The 16,678-nt window shown below is 63.0% G+C and carries 13 protein-coding genes and 2 tRNA genes; 14 read left to right on the top strand and 1 reads right to left on the bottom strand.

What is annotated here, in order from left to right; translation table 11 throughout:
* Positions 1-7 precede the first annotated feature (7 nt).
* From lapB to AC6R19_RS12090, 6 genes are all read left to right on the top strand, one after another.
* Complete coding sequence (lapB, locus tag AC6R19_RS12065; RefSeq protein ID WP_500580069.1) at positions 8-1,198, top strand: lipopolysaccharide assembly protein LapB; 1,191 nt, start codon at positions 8-10, stop codon at positions 1,196-1,198.
* Positions 1,199-1,254: 56 nt separating this feature from the next.
* Positions 1,255-1,968: an orotidine-5'-phosphate decarboxylase gene (gene pyrF, locus AC6R19_RS12070; RefSeq protein ID WP_500580070.1), complete on the top strand. Its 714-nt coding sequence runs from the start codon at positions 1,255-1,257 to the stop codon at positions 1,966-1,968.
* Between the two features lie 134 nt (positions 1,969-2,102).
* Positions 2,103-2,411, top strand: coding sequence for a ComEA family DNA-binding protein (locus AC6R19_RS12075; RefSeq protein ID WP_500580071.1), 309 nt, complete (start codon positions 2,103-2,105; stop codon positions 2,409-2,411).
* A gap of 85 nt (positions 2,412-2,496) precedes the next feature.
* Positions 2,497-3,432: an NAD-dependent epimerase/dehydratase family protein gene (locus AC6R19_RS12080; RefSeq protein ID WP_500580072.1), complete on the top strand. Its 936-nt coding sequence runs from the start codon at positions 2,497-2,499 to the stop codon at positions 3,430-3,432.
* Positions 3,429-4,319, top strand: coding sequence for an MraY family glycosyltransferase (locus tag AC6R19_RS12085; protein WP_500580073.1), 891 nt, complete (start codon positions 3,429-3,431; stop codon positions 4,317-4,319). Before AC6R19_RS12080 ends, AC6R19_RS12085 begins: the two co-directional genes overlap by 4 nt.
* A gap of 108 nt (positions 4,320-4,427) precedes the next feature.
* Entirely contained in the window at positions 4,428-6,341 is a 1,914-nt protein-coding gene (locus AC6R19_RS12090; protein WP_500580074.1) for a polysaccharide biosynthesis protein, read from the top strand.
* 136 nt (positions 6,342-6,477) lie between these two features.
* Here the strand turns inward: AC6R19_RS12090 and AC6R19_RS12095 are convergent.
* A tRNA-Asn gene (locus AC6R19_RS12095) sits at positions 6,478-6,553 on the bottom strand.
* 261 nt (positions 6,554-6,814) lie between these two features.
* On the opposite strand from AC6R19_RS12095, the gene uvrB reads away from it, so the two are divergent.
* The 8 genes from uvrB to pheT all read left to right on the top strand — a co-directional run bounded on the left by uvrB (position 6,815) and on the right by pheT (position 16,486).
* Positions 6,815-8,821, top strand: a complete 2,007-nt coding sequence (gene uvrB, locus AC6R19_RS12100) for an excinuclease ABC subunit UvrB (protein WP_500580075.1) — start codon at positions 6,815-6,817, stop codon at positions 8,819-8,821.
* Positions 8,822-9,065: 244 nt separating this feature from the next.
* Positions 9,066-9,142 (top strand) — tRNA-Val (locus AC6R19_RS12105).
* A 98-nt stretch (positions 9,143-9,240) separates the two neighbouring features.
* Positions 9,241-11,166 (top strand): threonine--tRNA ligase, encoded by a 1,926-nt coding sequence (thrS, locus tag AC6R19_RS12110; RefSeq protein ID WP_500580076.1) that lies wholly within the window; start codon positions 9,241-9,243, stop codon positions 11,164-11,166.
* A gap of 27 nt (positions 11,167-11,193) precedes the next feature.
* A complete protein-coding gene (gene infC / locus AC6R19_RS12115) occupies positions 11,194-11,721 on the top strand; it encodes a translation initiation factor IF-3 (RefSeq protein WP_500580077.1) in 528 nt (175 codons plus the stop codon).
* 271 nt (positions 11,722-11,992) lie between these two features.
* On the top strand, positions 11,993-12,187 hold the full coding sequence (gene rpmI, locus AC6R19_RS12120) for a 50S ribosomal protein L35 (protein WP_078086020.1): 195 nt from the start codon (positions 11,993-11,995) through the stop codon (positions 12,185-12,187).
* A gap of 37 nt (positions 12,188-12,224) precedes the next feature.
* Positions 12,225-12,584 (top strand): 50S ribosomal protein L20, encoded by a 360-nt coding sequence (rplT, locus tag AC6R19_RS12125; RefSeq protein WP_323844642.1) that lies wholly within the window; start codon positions 12,225-12,227, stop codon positions 12,582-12,584.
* Between the two features lie 242 nt (positions 12,585-12,826).
* Positions 12,827-13,840: a phenylalanine--tRNA ligase subunit alpha gene (gene pheS, locus AC6R19_RS12130; protein ID WP_500580078.1), complete on the top strand. Its 1,014-nt coding sequence runs from the start codon at positions 12,827-12,829 to the stop codon at positions 13,838-13,840.
* A gap of 240 nt (positions 13,841-14,080) precedes the next feature.
* Complete coding sequence (pheT, locus tag AC6R19_RS12135) at positions 14,081-16,486, top strand: phenylalanine--tRNA ligase subunit beta (protein WP_500580079.1); 2,406 nt, start codon at positions 14,081-14,083, stop codon at positions 16,484-16,486.
* Positions 16,487-16,678: the final 192 nt, after the last annotated feature.

Raw genomic sequence — 16,678 nt, forward strand, 5'->3', positions numbered from 1 at the left:
GGCCTAGATGGGCGATCTAACGTTTTTCTTTTTTCTGCTCGCCGCCATCGCCATCGGCTGGTGGCTCGGGCGCAGAAGTACCAGGAAGAAAGCGGACTGCAGCCAACAGCAGCAGGCGCTGGCGCGCTCCTATGCGCAGGGGCTCAACTACCTGTTGAGTGAGCGCCACGACGACGCCATCGACAAATTCATCGATTCTCTCGAAGTCAGCAGCGCCACCTTCGATACCCACCTGGCACTGGGCAACCTGCTGCGCAAGCGCGGCGAATACGACCAGGCCATTCGCGTGCACCAGAACCTGCTCGCGCGCCCCAGCCTGGCGCGCCCCAGCCAGCAGAAGGCGCAGTTGGAGCTGGCGCGGGACTATATTGCCGCCGGCTGGCTGGACAGGGCGGAGCGACTGCTGCAGGAGCTGGTGGAGACCTCCTCCGAGCTGCGCAATACCAGCCTCGAGCACCTGGTGGAGGTCTACCGCGACGAGCGCGAATGGACCAAGGCCATTCACGCGGTGAACCTGCTGCACGGCCGCCGCCTCAAACGGCTCTCGCCGGAGTGGGCACCGGTACAGGCGCATTTCTGCTGCGAGCTGGCGGAAGAGGCGATCAGCGGCAAGGATTACCTGAGCGCGCGCAGGCATATCGACGCGGCGCTGGGCTACGACCGCAACTCCGTGCGCGCCAATCTGCTCTGGGGGCGGCTGGAGCATCTGCTCAATCGGCCGCGCGAGGCGATCAAGGTGCTGCAGCGGATCCCGAAGCAGAACCCGGACTATATCCCGGAGATACTCGAGCTGCTGATCACCTGCTACGAGGCAGTGGGCGACGAAAAGGGCTTGGACCGCTACCTGGAATCCCTGCTGCGGGAACACCCCTCAAACAGTGTGCTGATCGCGCTGACCGAGCGCATCCACCACCAGCAGGACGAGGCAGCGGCGGCGGCCTTTATGGGCAAGCAGCTGGCGCTGCGCCCGTCGCTGCGCGGGTTGGGGCACTTCCTCGACCTGCATATCGACAGTACCCAGGGCAGGGCGCGGGAGAACCTGTCGCTGCTGAAAACCCTGATCGACCAGTTGATCGCCAGCCGCCCCCACTACCGCTGCAGCAACTGCGGTTTCTCCGGCAACCAGCTCCACTGGCTCTGCCCCAGCTGCAAGCACTGGGATTCGGTGCGCTCTGTCAAAGGGGTGGAGGGTGAGTAATCAATGAATAATCGAATAGGTAGGGTGCGCTGCGCGCACCAGTGAGAGGTATATCTTTGCAAACCCAGGTTTCTTCCCCCGTCATCGTTGCCCTTGATTACGACAACGCCGCGGCCGCGCTGGCCATGGCGGAAAAACTGGAACCCTCCCTTTGCCGCGTCAAGGTGGGCAAGGAGCTGTTTACCGTCGCCGGGCCCCAACTGGTTCGGGATCTGGTGGCGCGCGGCTTCCAGGTCTTTCTCGATCTCAAGTTCCACGATATCCCCAATACCGTCGCCGCTGCGGTCAGGGCCGCGGCGGAACTCGGCGTGTGGATGGTCAACGTCCACGCCAGCGGCGGTGCGCGCATGATGGAAGCGGCTGCCGAGGCGCTGCAACCATACGGCGACAGCAGGCCGCTGCTGATCGGCGTGACGGTTCTGACCAGCACTGCACCTGAAGAGCTCGCAGTCGTAGGGGTAGAGCGGCCGCTGGAAGAGCAGGTGCTGGCCCTGGCTTCCCTGGCGAAAGACAGTGGTCTCGACGGCGTCGTCTGCTCTGCGCGCGAGGCGCAGGCGCTGCGCGGTCAGTGCGGTGCGGATTTTGCACTGGTTACCCCGGGTATTCGCCCGGCCGGGGCCGCCGCCGACGACCAGCGGCGCATCGTTACCCCGGCCCAGGCGCTGCAGTGGGGTGCGGATTACCTGGTGATCGGCCGGCCGATCACCGCTGCGGCGGATCCTATGGCGGCCCTGCGGCAGATACTGGTGGAGACAGGCGAGCACAGATAGGGAACCATTTCCCGTGTAATAGCGTGTAATCAATTAGTGACCACCCGAGAGTGCCGAACTGATAAAGTGTCGCGGCTTGGGGAAGTAACAGCAGTCCCAGTGTGAAAATAATGGACCTTCACATGGAGTCAGCTATGAAACTTATCCGTACATCACTTTCTGTCCTGTTCGCCGCCCTGCTGCTGGTTTGTTCGTCCACCATGGCGCTTGCCGGGGATGCTCAGGCGGACACCGCGGAGATGGCCACGGCCACGGTCAACCTGAACAGCGCTTCCGCCGAGGAGCTGGCGGAAAAACTCGACGGCATCGGCGCTGCGCGGGCAGGGATGATCGTCAAATACCGCGAGGAAAAAGGACCCTTCACCTCGGTTGAGCAACTGCTGGAAATCAAGGGGATAGGAGCGGCCACTCTGGAGAAGAATCGCGACAGGATTCTGCTCTGATTTAAAAATCCGTGCACAGTCGGCAGTAGCGAAAGCGGCTGTCGGCTAGTGTCGCGGACAAGAACAATGCTGGGTAACACGACAGATGGCGCGTTGGGTTGTAGTAGGCGGCACTGGATATATTGGCGAGGCACTGTGCCGGCGCCTGACTTCGACCGGGCAGCGGGTGCTGTCCGTGTCTCGTGCGCCCGGCAGTCCGGTCGATTGTGAGCACAGGTCACAGTCACTGTCGCCCGGCAGCGACTTTTCCCACCTCTTTCAGCCCGGTGACCGGGTGATCTATGCGGCCGGACTGGCCAGCCGCTCGGATTGCGAACGCCGGCCGGAGCTGGCCCGCTGGCTCAACAGTGACTGCCCCCTGGCGCTGCTGCGCTGCGCCGATGGCGCCGGGGCAGAATCCTTTACCTATCTCTCCAGTGTCAAGGCGCTGCGCCCGCCCCAGGGCAGGGTGGCGGATGAAGATGCCGGCACACCTGCGTCGGATGCCTACGGCCACAGCAAGTGGCTGGGCGAGCGGCAGCTGCTGGCGGAACCCTGTGGCTGCCGTGTCAACCTGATCCGCCCCGCTTCCGTTTACGGTGACGGATCTGCCCGGTGCCAGGGGCGGGCTGGTCGGGGGCGGGCGGGGCGCTGGCGTGGAGCCCTGCGCACCCTCGGGCGAATCGCGCCGCTGTTGCCCGCCAGTGGCCGGCGCAGCTTTATCAGCCTCCAGGACCTGGTGCAGGCGGTCATTCTGCTGGCGGAAGCGGAGCATTGCGACCGGCAGGTGTTTATTGCGGCGGAGCCCGGTTTCTACGACCTGGCGACGATCGTTTCCGCGCTGAGTGGCACCCGCACCCGCAGCAGCAGTCGCCTGGCACATCTGCTACTGGCAGCCGTGCGCCCGCTGCGCAGCCTGCCACTCGCTCGCGCCCTGCTTGAGCTGGAGGAGAGCGAACTTTATAGTGCCGCCCGATTGCGCAGTGCGCTGCCCTGGCGCGCGGAGGGGCGCTACAGCCAGTTTTTGCGGGGGGGATCGTGACGGAATTGATGGGGGGATGGTTGGTCCCGGTGCTGCTGGCGGCCGCGGTGAGCTACGGTGTGACCGCAGTGCTGCTGTCCAATATGCGCGAGTTCGCGCTGGATCTGCCGAATCATCGCTCCATGCACGAGACGCCGGTGCCGCGCACCGGCGGTTGGGCGCTGCTGGCTGGTTTGCTGGTGGCGCTGGCGGCAAGCCCCGTGTCCCTGCCGCTGACATTGTTTGCGGGCTTCGTGCTGCTGCTGGCGGTATCTGCCGTCGACGACCTGCGCCATGTCCCTGCGCGTATACGTTTTCCCGTGCATCTGCTGGCAGTGGCGCTGGTGCTTCTCGCCCTGCCGCAGGCACTCGCCTGGTGGTGGTATCCGTTGCTGTTGCTGGGGGGTGTCTGGATGATCAACCTGTACAATTTCATGGATGGCATGGACGGCCTGGCCGGCAGCATGACCGCGATCGGCTTTGCCTCCCTGGGGGGCCTCTGCGCCTGGCGGGGGCAGGGGGACCTGGCCGGGGTCTGTGCACTGCTGGTCGTCGGCGCCCTGGTTTTCCTGCGCTTCAATTGGCCATCGGCGACGATTTTTCTCGGGGATGCCGGGTCCACCTCTCTCGGCCTGGCGGCGGTGGCCGTCAGTCTCTACGGCTGGCAGCGGGGCGCTTTCGGGCTGTTGGTGCCCGTTGTGATTTTCGCTCCCTTCTGGCTGGACGCCACCTTGACATTGCTCCGGCGGATGTTCGCCGGCAAGCGCTGGTGGGAGGCGCACCGGGAGCATATCTATCAGCGCAGCGCCCTGCGCATGGGGGTCGTAAAAACCTTGTACTGGCAACTGGGATTTATGGTCAGTATGTCTATACTGGCGCTTGTCCTGGTCGGGCTCGGCCTGGGATGAGGCCAATTCCCTGTAAATGGGGCGGGGTAATATTGGCCGGGGGTTAATTTGGGGGATTATGTGATACGCATCTGGCGAACCGTACAAAAACATCACAAGCCGGTTTTGATGCTGATTTTCGACCTGTTGATGCTGAGTTCCGCCTTTATGGCGGCGATGGCGATCCGGGTCAACGGTCTTGCCTCAGCGCTGGAAGCGGAGATGCTGATCTGCCTCGCGCTGACGCTGGGGTCGAGCAGCTTTATTTTCCTGCGCCTGGGTCTCTACCGTACCGTTATCCGCTACATGGGGCAGCAGGCCATAGTGGCCGTGCTGCAGGGGGTCACCGCCTCCGCGGTGGTGCTCGCGGTGGCCTCCTATCTCACCTTCGCTGGCGTGCCGCGTTCGGTGCCGGTTATCTACTGGTGCTTTGCCCTCATCACTGTGGGCGGCTCCCGCTGGCTGGTGCGCATCTACTACCAGATGGCGCTGGAGATCCACAAGACCCGCGTCGCCATCTACGGCGCCGGCACTGCGGGTTTGCAAATGTACAAGGCGCTGGTGCACGGCGAAGTCTACAGGCCGGTGGCCTTCTTCGACGACAATGCCTCCAAGCAGAATACCCTGATCGACGGTGTCCTGGTCTACAACCCGGCCAATATCCTCGAGATCGTCGCCGAGCGGGATATCTCCGAGGTGCTGCTGGCCATGCCGGGCGTGCCCAAGCGCCGCCGCCGCGAGATTACCCGCGGCCTGCGCGAGCGCGGCCTTGTGGTAAAGGTGATCCCGGGGGTGGAGGAGCTGGTCGACGGTGCCGGGCGCGTCGCCGACGTCTCGCAGATCTACGAGAACATCCTCGGCCGCGCACCGGTGGAGCCGGAAAAGGCCCTGATCGCCGGCTCCATCAGCGGTAAGGTGGTGCTGGTCACCGGCGCCGGTGGTTCCATCGGCTCGGAGCTGTGCCGGCAGATTGCCCACTGGGGGCCCGCGCACCTGGTGCTGGTGGAGTCCTCCGAGTTTGCCCTCTACCAGATAGAGCGGGAGCTCTACCAGCAGCAGCAGGATGAAGGGCACCAGTTGAAAGTGACCGCCTTGCTCGGCGACGTGCGCGACCGCGCGCGCATGGCAGAGATCATCGAGAGTTTCTCCGTCAACACCATCTACCACGCAGCGGCCTATAAGCATGTGCCGCTGGTGGAGCAGAATGTGGTGCTGGGGGCCGACAACAACGTGCTCGGCACCCTGTCTGTGCTGGAGGCAGCCGAGGCTTTCGGGGTTGAGCAGTTTGTGCTGGTCTCCACCGACAAGGCGGTGCGCCCGACCAATGTGATGGGGGCGACCAAGCGTTTCGCCGAGCTGGTCTGCCAGGATTTCGGGCGCCGTTTCGCCAAGACCCGCGTGTGCATGGTGCGCTTCGGCAATGTGCTGGGCTCGTCCGGTTCGGTGATCCCGCTGTTCAGCGACCAGATCAATGCCGGCGGACCGGTTACCGTCACCCATCCCAAGGTCACCCGCTACTTTATGACCATACCGGAGGCCGCGCAGCTGGTACTGCAGGCCGGGAGTATGGGGCGCAACGGTGAGGTGTTCGTGCTGGATATGGGCGAGCCGGTGCGCATCTACGACCTGGCCAAGCGCCTGATCCAGATCATGGGTCACACGGTGCGGGATGAGGAGAACCCGGACGGGGATATCGAGATCCAGATCACCGGGCTACGGCCCGGGGAGAAGCTCTATGAAGAGCTGCTGCTCGGCGACAATGTCTCCGGCACCGACCACCCGATGATCATGCGCGCCGAGGAGGAGCGCCTCCCCAGCGAGCGCCTGCAGATACTGGTCGGCGAGCTGCGCCAGGCCTGCAGCCAGCACGACTGCGAGCGGGTACACCGGCTCCTGTTGGAAGCGGTGAAAGACTATGCGCCCAAGCACAGCCTGGTGGATGTGGTCTGGACCCAACAGCGCGAGAGGCGGCAGAGGCAGCCGGAGCCCAAGGTGGGGCAGGTGGAGCGCCTGCCGCTGCCGACGGATGCCGCCCGCCGTTAGCCAAAAGTCAGTCCGTTGGTTGGAGATGAGGCCTCGCCAGGTAGCGGGGCTTTTTTGTGTCGGGAGGGCGGGTGTCCGGGCTCGTTGCGCCTAAAACGAAAAAAGCCCCTGGCTTGCGCTAGGGGCTTTTCGTACTTGGCTCCGCCTGCTGGGCTCGAACCAGCGACCCAATGATTAACAGTCATTTGCTCTACCAACTGAGCTAAGGCGGAATATCTTTTCGGCTTGGCCTGTGGGCCGTCCCGTTCAGATGGCGCGTATAGTATAGATGGGATCGGGGTGGGTCAACCTCTTTTTTGCACTTTAACTGATTGATTTGTCAGGAGTTTATTTTTGAGGGCGACTTGTGCAAAAAGTCGCCAGGGAAAGTGGCTGGCGCGGCTTTCTTTCGGATGGTGGGTGACATTTGTGGCCGCGCGGGTGAGGTCCTACAATCGCGGATTGCCTTTCAAATCGATTCTGACGGTGGAGTTATGGAGTCGCGTCCCTTTCAGGTGGTATGCAAATACAGTCCGGCGGGCGACCAGCCGGCCGCGATAGAACAGCTGGTGGAGGGGGTGGAAGACGGCCTCAGTCACCAGACGCTGCTGGGTGTGACCGGCTCCGGCAAGACCTTCACCATGGCCAATATCGTCGAGCGGTTGCAGCGCCCGGCGATCGTCATGGCGCACAACAAGACATTGGCGGCGCAGCTGTACGGTGAGTTCAAGGAGTTCTTCCCCAAGAACGCGGTGGAGTACTTCGTCTCCTACTACGACTACTACCAGCCGGAAGCCTATGTGCCGTCGTCGGACACCTTTATCGAGAAGGATGCCTCGGTCAACGAGCATATCGAGCAGATGCGCCTGTCCGCGACCAAGGCGCTGATCGAGCGCCGTGACGTCATCGTCGTGGCGACGGTTTCCGCCATCTACGGCCTGGGCGACCCGGACAAGTACCTGAAGATGGTGCTGCACCTGGACCGCGGTGACCTGGTGGACCAGCGCACAATCCTGCGGCGTCTGGCGGAGCTGCAGTACACCCGCAACGACACCGACTTCCGCCGCGCCACCTACCGGGTGCGCGGCGACATCATCGATATCTACCCGGCAGACTCGGACATGGAAGCGGTGCGCCTGTCCCTGTTCGATGAGGAAATCGAGGAGATCACCCTGTTCGATCCGCTGACAGGAGAACAGCTGAAGAAAGTGCCTCGGGTGACCATCTTTCCCAAATCCCACTATGTGACCCCGCGGGAGACCATCGTCAGCGCCATCGACCAGATCAGGGAGGAGCTGCGCGAACGGCTCAAGCAGCTGCGTGACAACGGCAAACTGCTGGAGGCCCAGCGCCTGGAGCAGCGCACCAAGTACGACCTGGAGATGATGCAGGAGCTGGGATACTGCAATGGGGTGGAGAACTACTCCCGCTACCTGTCCGGCCGCGACGCCGGCCAGCCGCCGCCCACGCTGTTCGACTACCTGCCCGCGGACGCCATGCTGTTTATCGATGAAAGCCACGTCACCGTGCCGCAGATCGGCGGCATGTACCGCGGCGACCGGTCGCGCAAGGAAACCCTGGTGGAGTACGGCTTCCGCCTGCCGTCGGCCCTGGACAACCGCCCGCTCAAGTTCGAGGAGTGGGAGCAGCTGGCGCCGCAGACCATCTTCGTGTCCGCCACGCCGGGGCCCTACGAGGCGGAGCACGCCGGCCAGGTGGTGGAGCAGGTGGTGCGCCCCACCGGCCTGGTGGATCCGGAAGTGGAAATACGCCCGGCGTCGACCCAGGTGGACGACGTGCTGTCGGAAATCCACCGCTGCGTGGATGCGGACCAGCGAGTATTGATCACCGTGCTGACCAAGCGCATGGCGGAGGATCTGACCGAGTACCTGGGCGAGAACAGCGTGCGCGTGCGCTACCTGCACTCGGATATCGACACGGTGGAGCGGGTGGAAATCATCCGCGACCTGCGCATCGGCGAGTTCGACGTGCTGGTGGGCATCAACCTGCTGCGCGAGGGCCTGGATATGCCGGAGGTGTCCCTGGTGGCCATCTTCGACGCGGACAAGGAGGGTTTCCTGCGTTCCGAGCGCTCGCTGATCCAGACCATCGGCCGCGCCGCGCGCAACCTGCAGGGCAGGGCGATCCTCTATGCCGACAGGGTGACCGACTCGATGCAGCGCGCCCTGGACGAAACCCAGCGCCGCCGCGACAAGCAGATCGAGTTCAACGCCCAGCACGGCATCACGCCCCAGGGTATCCGCAAGAGCGTCGCCGATATCATGGAGGGGGCCATTGCCCCGGGCGTGCCCAAGTCGCGCCGCAAGGTGGCCGAAGGGAAGGGCGCCTACAGGGTGGACAAGAAGCCCCTGTCCGACAAGCAGCGCTGGGCGCGCATCGAGGAACTGGAGGAGCAGATGTACAACCATGCCAAGAACCTGGAGTTCGAGGCGGCGGCCAAACTCCGCGACGAGATTTCCCGCCTCAAGGAAGAGCAGTAGGGTGCGCCCTGCGCACCATCGGGCCTCTCGTCATACCGGCGCAGGCCGGTATCCAGTGTCGTGGCACCTGGATTCCAGCCTGCGCCGGAACGACGACGCTAGGCTGTAGGAGCGGCCGTTGGCCGCGATCAAATTCGTCGATCAAAAAGCTCACTAAGTTGTTGAAAACACTAAAAACCGGTGCTAAAGTTCGCGCTCTTCGCAGCAAGGGGTTCCCCGCTGCAGAGTTGCTGAAAAGCGTTACAGACCCGTAGCTCAGTTGGTTAGAGCGCTGCCTTGACATGGCAGAGGTCAGCGGTTCAAGTCCGCTCGGGTCTACCATCTTCAAAGTGCACTCCGCACTTGGGCCAGATGCCCGGCTGATCAAGTTAATTCACGCGGTCTTTGGTAGGGATCGCCACTGATAGAAAGGAAGTACAATGCCCGTTGTCACTCTCCCCGACGGTTCCCGTCGCGAATTCTCCAAGCCCGTTTCCGTATACGACGTCGCCAATGGTATCGGCCCCGGCCTGGCCAAGGCCGCGCTCGCCGGTGTGGTCGACGGCAAAGAGGTCGACACCAGCTACGTGATCGACCGCGACGCGGAGCTGGCCATTATTACCGACCGCCAGCCGGAAGGGCTGGAGGTGATCCGTCACTCCACCGCGCACCTGTTGGCCCAGGCGGTTAAACAACTCTACCCCTCAGCCCAGGTCACCATCGGCCCGGTGATCGAGGATGGCTTCTATTACGATTTTGCCTACGAGCGCCAGTTCACTCCGGAAGACCTGGAGAAGATCGAGCAGCGCATGGAGGAGCTGGCCAAGGAGGATATCCCGGTCAGCCGCCGCCTGATGCCCCGCGACGAGGCGGTGAAGTACTTCCGCGACATGGGCGAGGAGTACAAGGCGGAGATCATCGCCAGTATCCCCGCAAATGAAGACATCTCCCTGTATCGCCAGGGCGATTTCGAGGACCTGTGCCGCGGTCCGCACGTGCCGTCCACCGGCAAGCTGAAGGCGTTCAAGCTGACCAAGGTGGCCGGCGCCTACTGGCGTGGCGATGCCAACAACGAGATGCTGACCCGCGTCTACGGCACCGCCTGGGCCAACAAGAAAGACCTCAAGGCCTACCTGCACCGTATCGAAGAGGCGGAGAAGCGCGACCACCGCAAGCTGGCGAAGAAATACGACCTCTTCCATATCCAGGAAGAGGCGCCGGGCATGGTGTTCTGGCACCCCAACGGCTGGACCGTGTACAGCACCATCGAGCAGTACATGCGCCGCCGCCAGCGCGAGTACGGCTACAAGGAAATCAGGACGCCGCAGTTGGTGGACTTCTCCCTGTGGCGCAAATCCGGTCACGCGGACAAGTTCGGCGACGACATGTTCACCCTCACCAGTGAGGAGCGCCAGTTCGCGATCAAGCCGATGAACTGCCCCTGCCACGTGCAGGTGTTCAACCAGGGGCTGCGCAGCTACCGCGATCTGCCCCTGCGCCTGGCGGAGTTCGGCTCCTGCCATCGCAGCGAGCCGTCCGGCTCCCTGCACGGCCTGATGCGCGTGCGCGGTTTCGTGCAGGACGACGGCCATATCTTCTGTACCGAGAACCAGATCCAGTCGGAGGTCTCCGATTTCATGGAGCTGCTGCACTCGGTGTACAGGGATTTCGGCTTCGAGGACGTCATCTACCGACTGTCCACCCGTCCGGAACAGCGCGTCGGTTCCGACGAGAGCTGGGACAAGGCCGAGAAGGCCCTGGCCGACGCCCTGGACGCCGCCGGCCTGCCGTGGGAAGAGCTGCCGGGCGAGGGCGCTTTCTACGGGCCCAAGATCGAGTTCTCCCTGAAGGACTGCCTTGGCCGGGTCTGGCAGTGCGGTACCATCCAGGTGGACTTCTCCATGCCGGGCCGCCTGGACGCCCAGTATGTGGCGGAAGACGGCTCGCGCCAGACCCCGGTAATGCTGCACCGCGCGACCCTGGGGTCCTTTGAGCGCTTTATCGGTATCCTGATCGAGAACTACGAGGGCGCCTTCCCCACCTGGCTGGCCCCCCAGCAAGTGGCGATCCTGAATATCACCGATCGCCAGGCCGACTACTGTCGCGACCTGGAGGCCCGTCTCGGCGCCCAGCAGTACCGCGCCGCGGCCGACTTGAGAAACGAGAAGATCGGCTTTAAAATCCGCGAGCACACGCTACAGCGCGTTCCTTATCTGCTGGTGATCGGTGATAAGGAAGTAGAGAACCAGACGGTCGCCGTGCGGACACGCAGCGGTGAGGACCTGGGAACCATGACCTTCGAGTCGTTCCTGGACATCCTCAGGCAGGACGTGGATCGCCGCGGCCGTTTGTCTTTGTCTAAATAACCGGAGACGATAGCTATTAAACAAGACATGAAGGGACGGTCCAAGAAGGCTCGCATCAATGATCAGATCGAGGCGAAGGAAGTCCGCCTCATTGGCGCCGACGGCGAACAGGTAGGCATTGTCTCCCTGGAGGAGGCACTGGAAACCGCGCAGAAGGCCAACCTGGATCTCGTTGAAATCGCTCCGGACTCCGATCCGATAGTCTGTAAGATCATGGACTACGGAAAGCATGTTTTTGAGGCAAAAAAGGCCAAAGGCCTTGCCAAGAAGAAACAAAAACAGCAGCAGATCAAGGAAATGAAATTCCGCCCCGGCACCGATATCGGGGACTACCAGATCAAGTTGCGCAACCTGGTCAGGTTCCTGGAAGCCGGCGACAAGGCCAAGGTATCCCTGCGATTCCGCGGCCGGGAGATGGCGCACCAGGAGCTGGGTCTGGAAATGATGCAGCGCATCGAGAAGGACCTGGAAGAGCTGGGTACCGTGGAGCAGCGGCCGAAGCTGGAAGGCCGCCAGATGATCATGGTGATTGCTCCCACCAAGAAGAAAAAGTGAGGCCCGCGGCGCATGCCGCGGATCTCCCTTGGAGAAGTGGTTGGGCGACGGCTGCCTCCCCACTCTCATTAACGCCACTGTTTTAACGGTGGCACAACACTGTAGGAGCCTGCTTGCAGGGCAAAATAGCGCGTTTAGCGAGCACCGCTCGCTGCGCTGTTTTGCGACCGGCCATGGATGGCCGGGCCGGAATGCGCTCCATGGATGGCTGCTTGCGAAGGTTCCTTATAGATTCCCGTATGTGCGGGCAAAACTTACTTTGGAGTACAAAATGCCGAAAGCAAAAGTACATAGCGGCGCCGCCAAGCGCTTCAAGAAGACGGCTGCGGGCTACAAGCACAAGCACGCCAACAAGAGCCACATCCTCACCAAGATGACCACCAAGCGCAAGCGTCAGCTGCGCGGCACCCAGACCATGAACAAGTCTGACGCCACCCTGGTCGATCGCATGCTGCGCGCCAAGTAATTGGCCCCATTCGCACAAGAGTTAAGAGGATAGAATCATGGCCCGTGTAAAACGTGGTGTAGAGGCGCGTCGTCGTCACAAGAAAATTCTGAAGCAAGCCAAGGGTTACTACGGTGCGCGCTCGCGCGTATTCCGCGTAGCCAAGCAGGCGGTGATCAAGGCCGGCCAGTACGCTTACCGCGACCGTCGCGTCAAGAAGCGTAACTTCCGCGCCCTGTGGATCACTCGTATCAACGCCCAGTCCCGCGCTGAAGGCATGTCCTACAGCCGCCTGATCGCCGGTCTGAAAAAGGCGGACATCGCCCTGGACCGCCGTGTTCTGGCCGACCTGGCGGTATATGACAAAGCCGCTTTTGCTGCCGTAGTTGAAAAAGCCAAGGCAGCCCTGGCAGCTTAAGCTGCCACTTCAGTTGAAAGACTGAGTACAAAAAATAGGGAAGGGCTGTTGTGGCCCTTCCCTATTTTTTTATGGAGATTCCGCTATTTTTAACCGGTGGCGGCTAAGACGGCGAAGTCCGTCTTCTAATCAAAATAATTTGACCAGTTTCGTTTTTCTCATCCGGTGCCGTCGATCCAGGCGCCGTATCGCTGGAGAAAGGCGAAATTAAACGAACTAGAAATCACACGGGAATGAGTTCGATGCAAGATTTGCAGTCCCTCACCGACCAGGCACTGGAACTGGTGGAAAAGGCCGACGGCCTGGCGGCGCTGGACCAGGTGCGGGTGGATTACCTGGGCAAGAAGGGCCAGCTGACCGCGCTGCTGAAGGGCCTGGGCAAGCTGTCGGCGGAAGAGCGCCCGGCGGCCGGTGCCAAAATCAACGAAGCCAAGCAGCAGGTGCAGGAAAAGATCAACGCGCGCCGCAACCAGCTCGAGCAGGCCGCGATTGACGCCAAGCTGGCGGAGGAGACCATCGACGTCACCCTGCCGGGCCGCGGCGAAGAGCAGGGCAATGCCCACCCGGTGACCCGCACCATGCGCCGCATCGAACAGCTGTTCGTGCGCCTCGGCTTCTCCGTGGAGGAGGGGCCGGAAATCGAGGACGACTACCACAACTTCGAGGCGCTCAATATTCCCGCCCACCACCCGGCGCGGGCCATGCACGACACCTTCTATATCGATCCGTCCACGGTGCTGCGCACCCACACCTCCCCGGTGCAGATCCGCACCATGGAGAAGGCCGCGCCGCCGATCCGCATCATCTGCCCGGGCCGCGTCTACCGCTGCGACTCCGACGTGACCCACTCGCCCATGTTCCACCAGGTGGAAGGGCTGGTAGTGGACAAGGGCGTCAGCTTCGCCCACCTGAAGGGCTGCGTGGACCAGTTCCTGAAGGCCTTCTTCGAGGCCGACGTGCCGGTGCGCTTCCGCCCGTCCTACTTCCCCTTCACCGAGCCCTCCGCGGAAGTGGACATCCAGTGCACCGCCTGCGGCGGCGAGGGCTGCCGCGTCTGCTCCGGCACCGGCTGGCTGGAAGTCATGGGCTGCGGCATGGTGCACCCGAACGTCTTCACCGCCTGCAATATCGACAGCGAAACCTACTCCGGCTTCGCCTTCGGCATGGGCGTGGAACGTCTCGCCATGCTGCGCTACGGCGTCAACGACCTGCGCCTGTTTTTCGACAACGACCTGCGCTTCCTCAAGCAGTTCTAATGCTCGGGACTCGGGACTCGGGACTCGGGACTCGGGACTCGGGACTCGGGACTCGGGACTCGGGGCTCGGGAACACGGAGTTCCAGCTCGGCACGCGGGCCGCAGGCCCGCCCTCCTGTAGGAGCGGCCCATGGCCGCGATCGGACTCGCCGAAAATGCTGATATAGATCGCGGCCATGGGCCGCTCCTACAAAGAAAACCAGAAAGCGCAAAAACAGAATTCAGAATAGAGACAGCACTATGAAATTCAGCAACTCCTGGCTGCGGGAATGGGTAAACCCGCAACTGACCGCACAGGAACTGGCCGACCAGATCACCATGGCCGGCCTGGAAGTGGACGGCGTTGAAAAGGTCGCGGGCGAATTTTCCGGCGTGGTGGTGGGCGAAATCCTCGCCGCCGAACAGCACCCGGACGCAGACAAACTGCGCGTGTGCAAGGTCGCCGGTCACCCGGACGGCGAGATGCAGGTGGTCTGCGGCGCCCCCAATGCCCGCGTCGGCATCAAGATTCCCTTCGCCCTGGTCGGCGCCAAACTGCCCGGCGACTTCAAGATCAAGAAAGCCAAGCTGCGCGGCGTCGAGAGCTTCGGCATGCTCTGTGCCCAGACCGAACTGCAGCTGGGCGAGGACAGCGACGGCATCTGGGAACTGCCCGAAGACGCCCCCACCGGCAAAGACCTGCGCGAATACCTGGGGCTGGACGACGAAACCATCGAGGTGGACCTGACCCCCAACCGCTCCGACTGCCTCGGCATCGCCGGCATCGCCCGCGAAGTGGGTGTACTGAACCGCTGCCCGGTACAGGGCCCGGAAATCGCCCCGGTGGCCGCGCAGATCGACGACAGCCTGCCCGTCTCCCTGATGGCCGGCGACGCCTGCCCGCGCTACGTGGGCCGCGTGATCCGCAATATCGATATCAACGCCCAGACGCCCCTGTGGATGCAGGAGCGCCTGCGCCGCAGCGGCCTGCGTTCCATAGACCCGGTCGTCGACGTCACCAACTATGTGCTGCTGGAACTGGGCCAGCCGATGCACGCCTTCGACCTGCAGAAACTCAGCGGCGGCATCAAGGTGCGCCTGGCAGAGAAGGGCGAGGAACTGACCCTGCTCGACGGCCAGGAGATTAAACTGCAGGAAGGCACACTGCTGATCACCGACGAGCAGAAGCCCCTGGCCATGGCCGGCATCATGGGCGGCCTGGACTCCGCGGTGACTGAAAGCACCCGCGATATCTTCCTCGAGAGCGCCTTCTTCCACCCGCTGGCCATCGCCGGCAAGGCTCGCTCCTACGGCCTGCACACCGACTCCTCGCACCGCTTCGAGCGCGGCGTCGACTACCGCCTGCAAGAGAGAGCGGTCGAGCGCGCCACCCAGCTGCTGCTGGACATCGTCGGCGGCGAGCCGGGCCCGGTGCACCTGCGCGAACTGAGCGAGGTCATGCCCGCCGAGCGCCATATCACCCTGCGCAGGGCGAGCGTGCCCCAGCGCCTGGGCGTGACCCTGGCCGACGACGAGATCGTCGATATCCTGACCCGCCTGGGCCTGGAGAAGATCGACCAGAATGCCGACGGCTGGACCTTCCTGGCCCCCAGCTTCCGCTTCGACATCGCCATAGAGGCGGACCTGCTCGAGGAGCTGGCGCGGGTCTACGGCTACAACCGCATTCCCAGCCTCAGCTTCACGGCCGCCCTGGACATAGTGCCGCAACGGGAGAGCGAGATCGCCCAGGATGCGCTGGAGCAGACACTGCTGGCCCGCGGCTACAACGAGGCCGTCACCTACAGCTTTATCGACAGCGATTCCGCCGCGCTCTTCGACCCCCAGGTGGAGCCGGTGGCCCTGCAGAACCCGATCAGCGCCGAGTTGGCGGTGATGCGCAGCAGCCTGATTCCGGGCCTGTGCAAATCGCTGCAGTACAACCTCAACCGCCAGCAGAGCAGAGTGCGCCTGTTCGAATCCGGCCTGCGCTTTGTGCCTGGTAACACCGTGGCCGAGCTGAAGCAGGAGCCGATGCTGGCCGGCCTGGTCTACGGCAACCGCTTCAGCGAGAACTGGACCGGCGGCAAGGACGCGGTTGACTTCTACGACATCAAGGCCGACGTGGAGGCCCTGTTGGCCCACTATGTCACGGGAGGCGTGGCCGCTAGCGCCGAGGACGAGTTCCGCTTTGAGGCCGGTCAGCACCCGGCCCTGCACCCGGGGCAGTGCGCCCGCATCCTGCGCGGCGACAGAGAGGTGGGCATAGTGGGGGCCCTGCACCCGCAGCTGCAGAAGAAGCTGGACCTGCCCAAGTCCGCCTACGTGTTCGAACTGAGCCTGGAGGCCCTGGGCGAGGCCCGCCTGCCGTCCTTCAGCCCCCTGTCCAGGTTCCCGGAAGTGCGCCGCGACCTGGCCCTGCTGATCGACGCCGAGGTGCCCGCCGCCAGCCTGGTGGAGAGCGCCGTCGAGGCCGCCGGCGAAACCTTGACCGACCTCAAGATTTTTGACGTCTATCAGGGCAAAGGCATTGATTTCAATAGAAAAAGTGTCGCCATGGGCTTGACGTTTCAGCATCCGTCGCGCACCCTTAACGACGACGAAATCAATGCCGCGGTAGATGCGGTGGTCGGTACATTAGAACAAAAATACAACGCCAGCCTGCGCTAGCGGAGCAAGATGCTCCGGGGTGCCGGTTGTTCTGGCACCCCGAGAGCGTCTGCTACCGGGTTGAAAGCCGCCGCGGTTTGGGCCGCTTCCGATTTGGAGTCGACGCAGGCGACCTGAGTCCGTGACTTCAGGGCGGATGCAGAGTGCAAGATATTGGCGTCACAGTGGATTTTCCGAAGGAGAGGCGTAGCC

This window comes from Microbulbifer sp. SE14 (genome assembly GCF_059834885.1).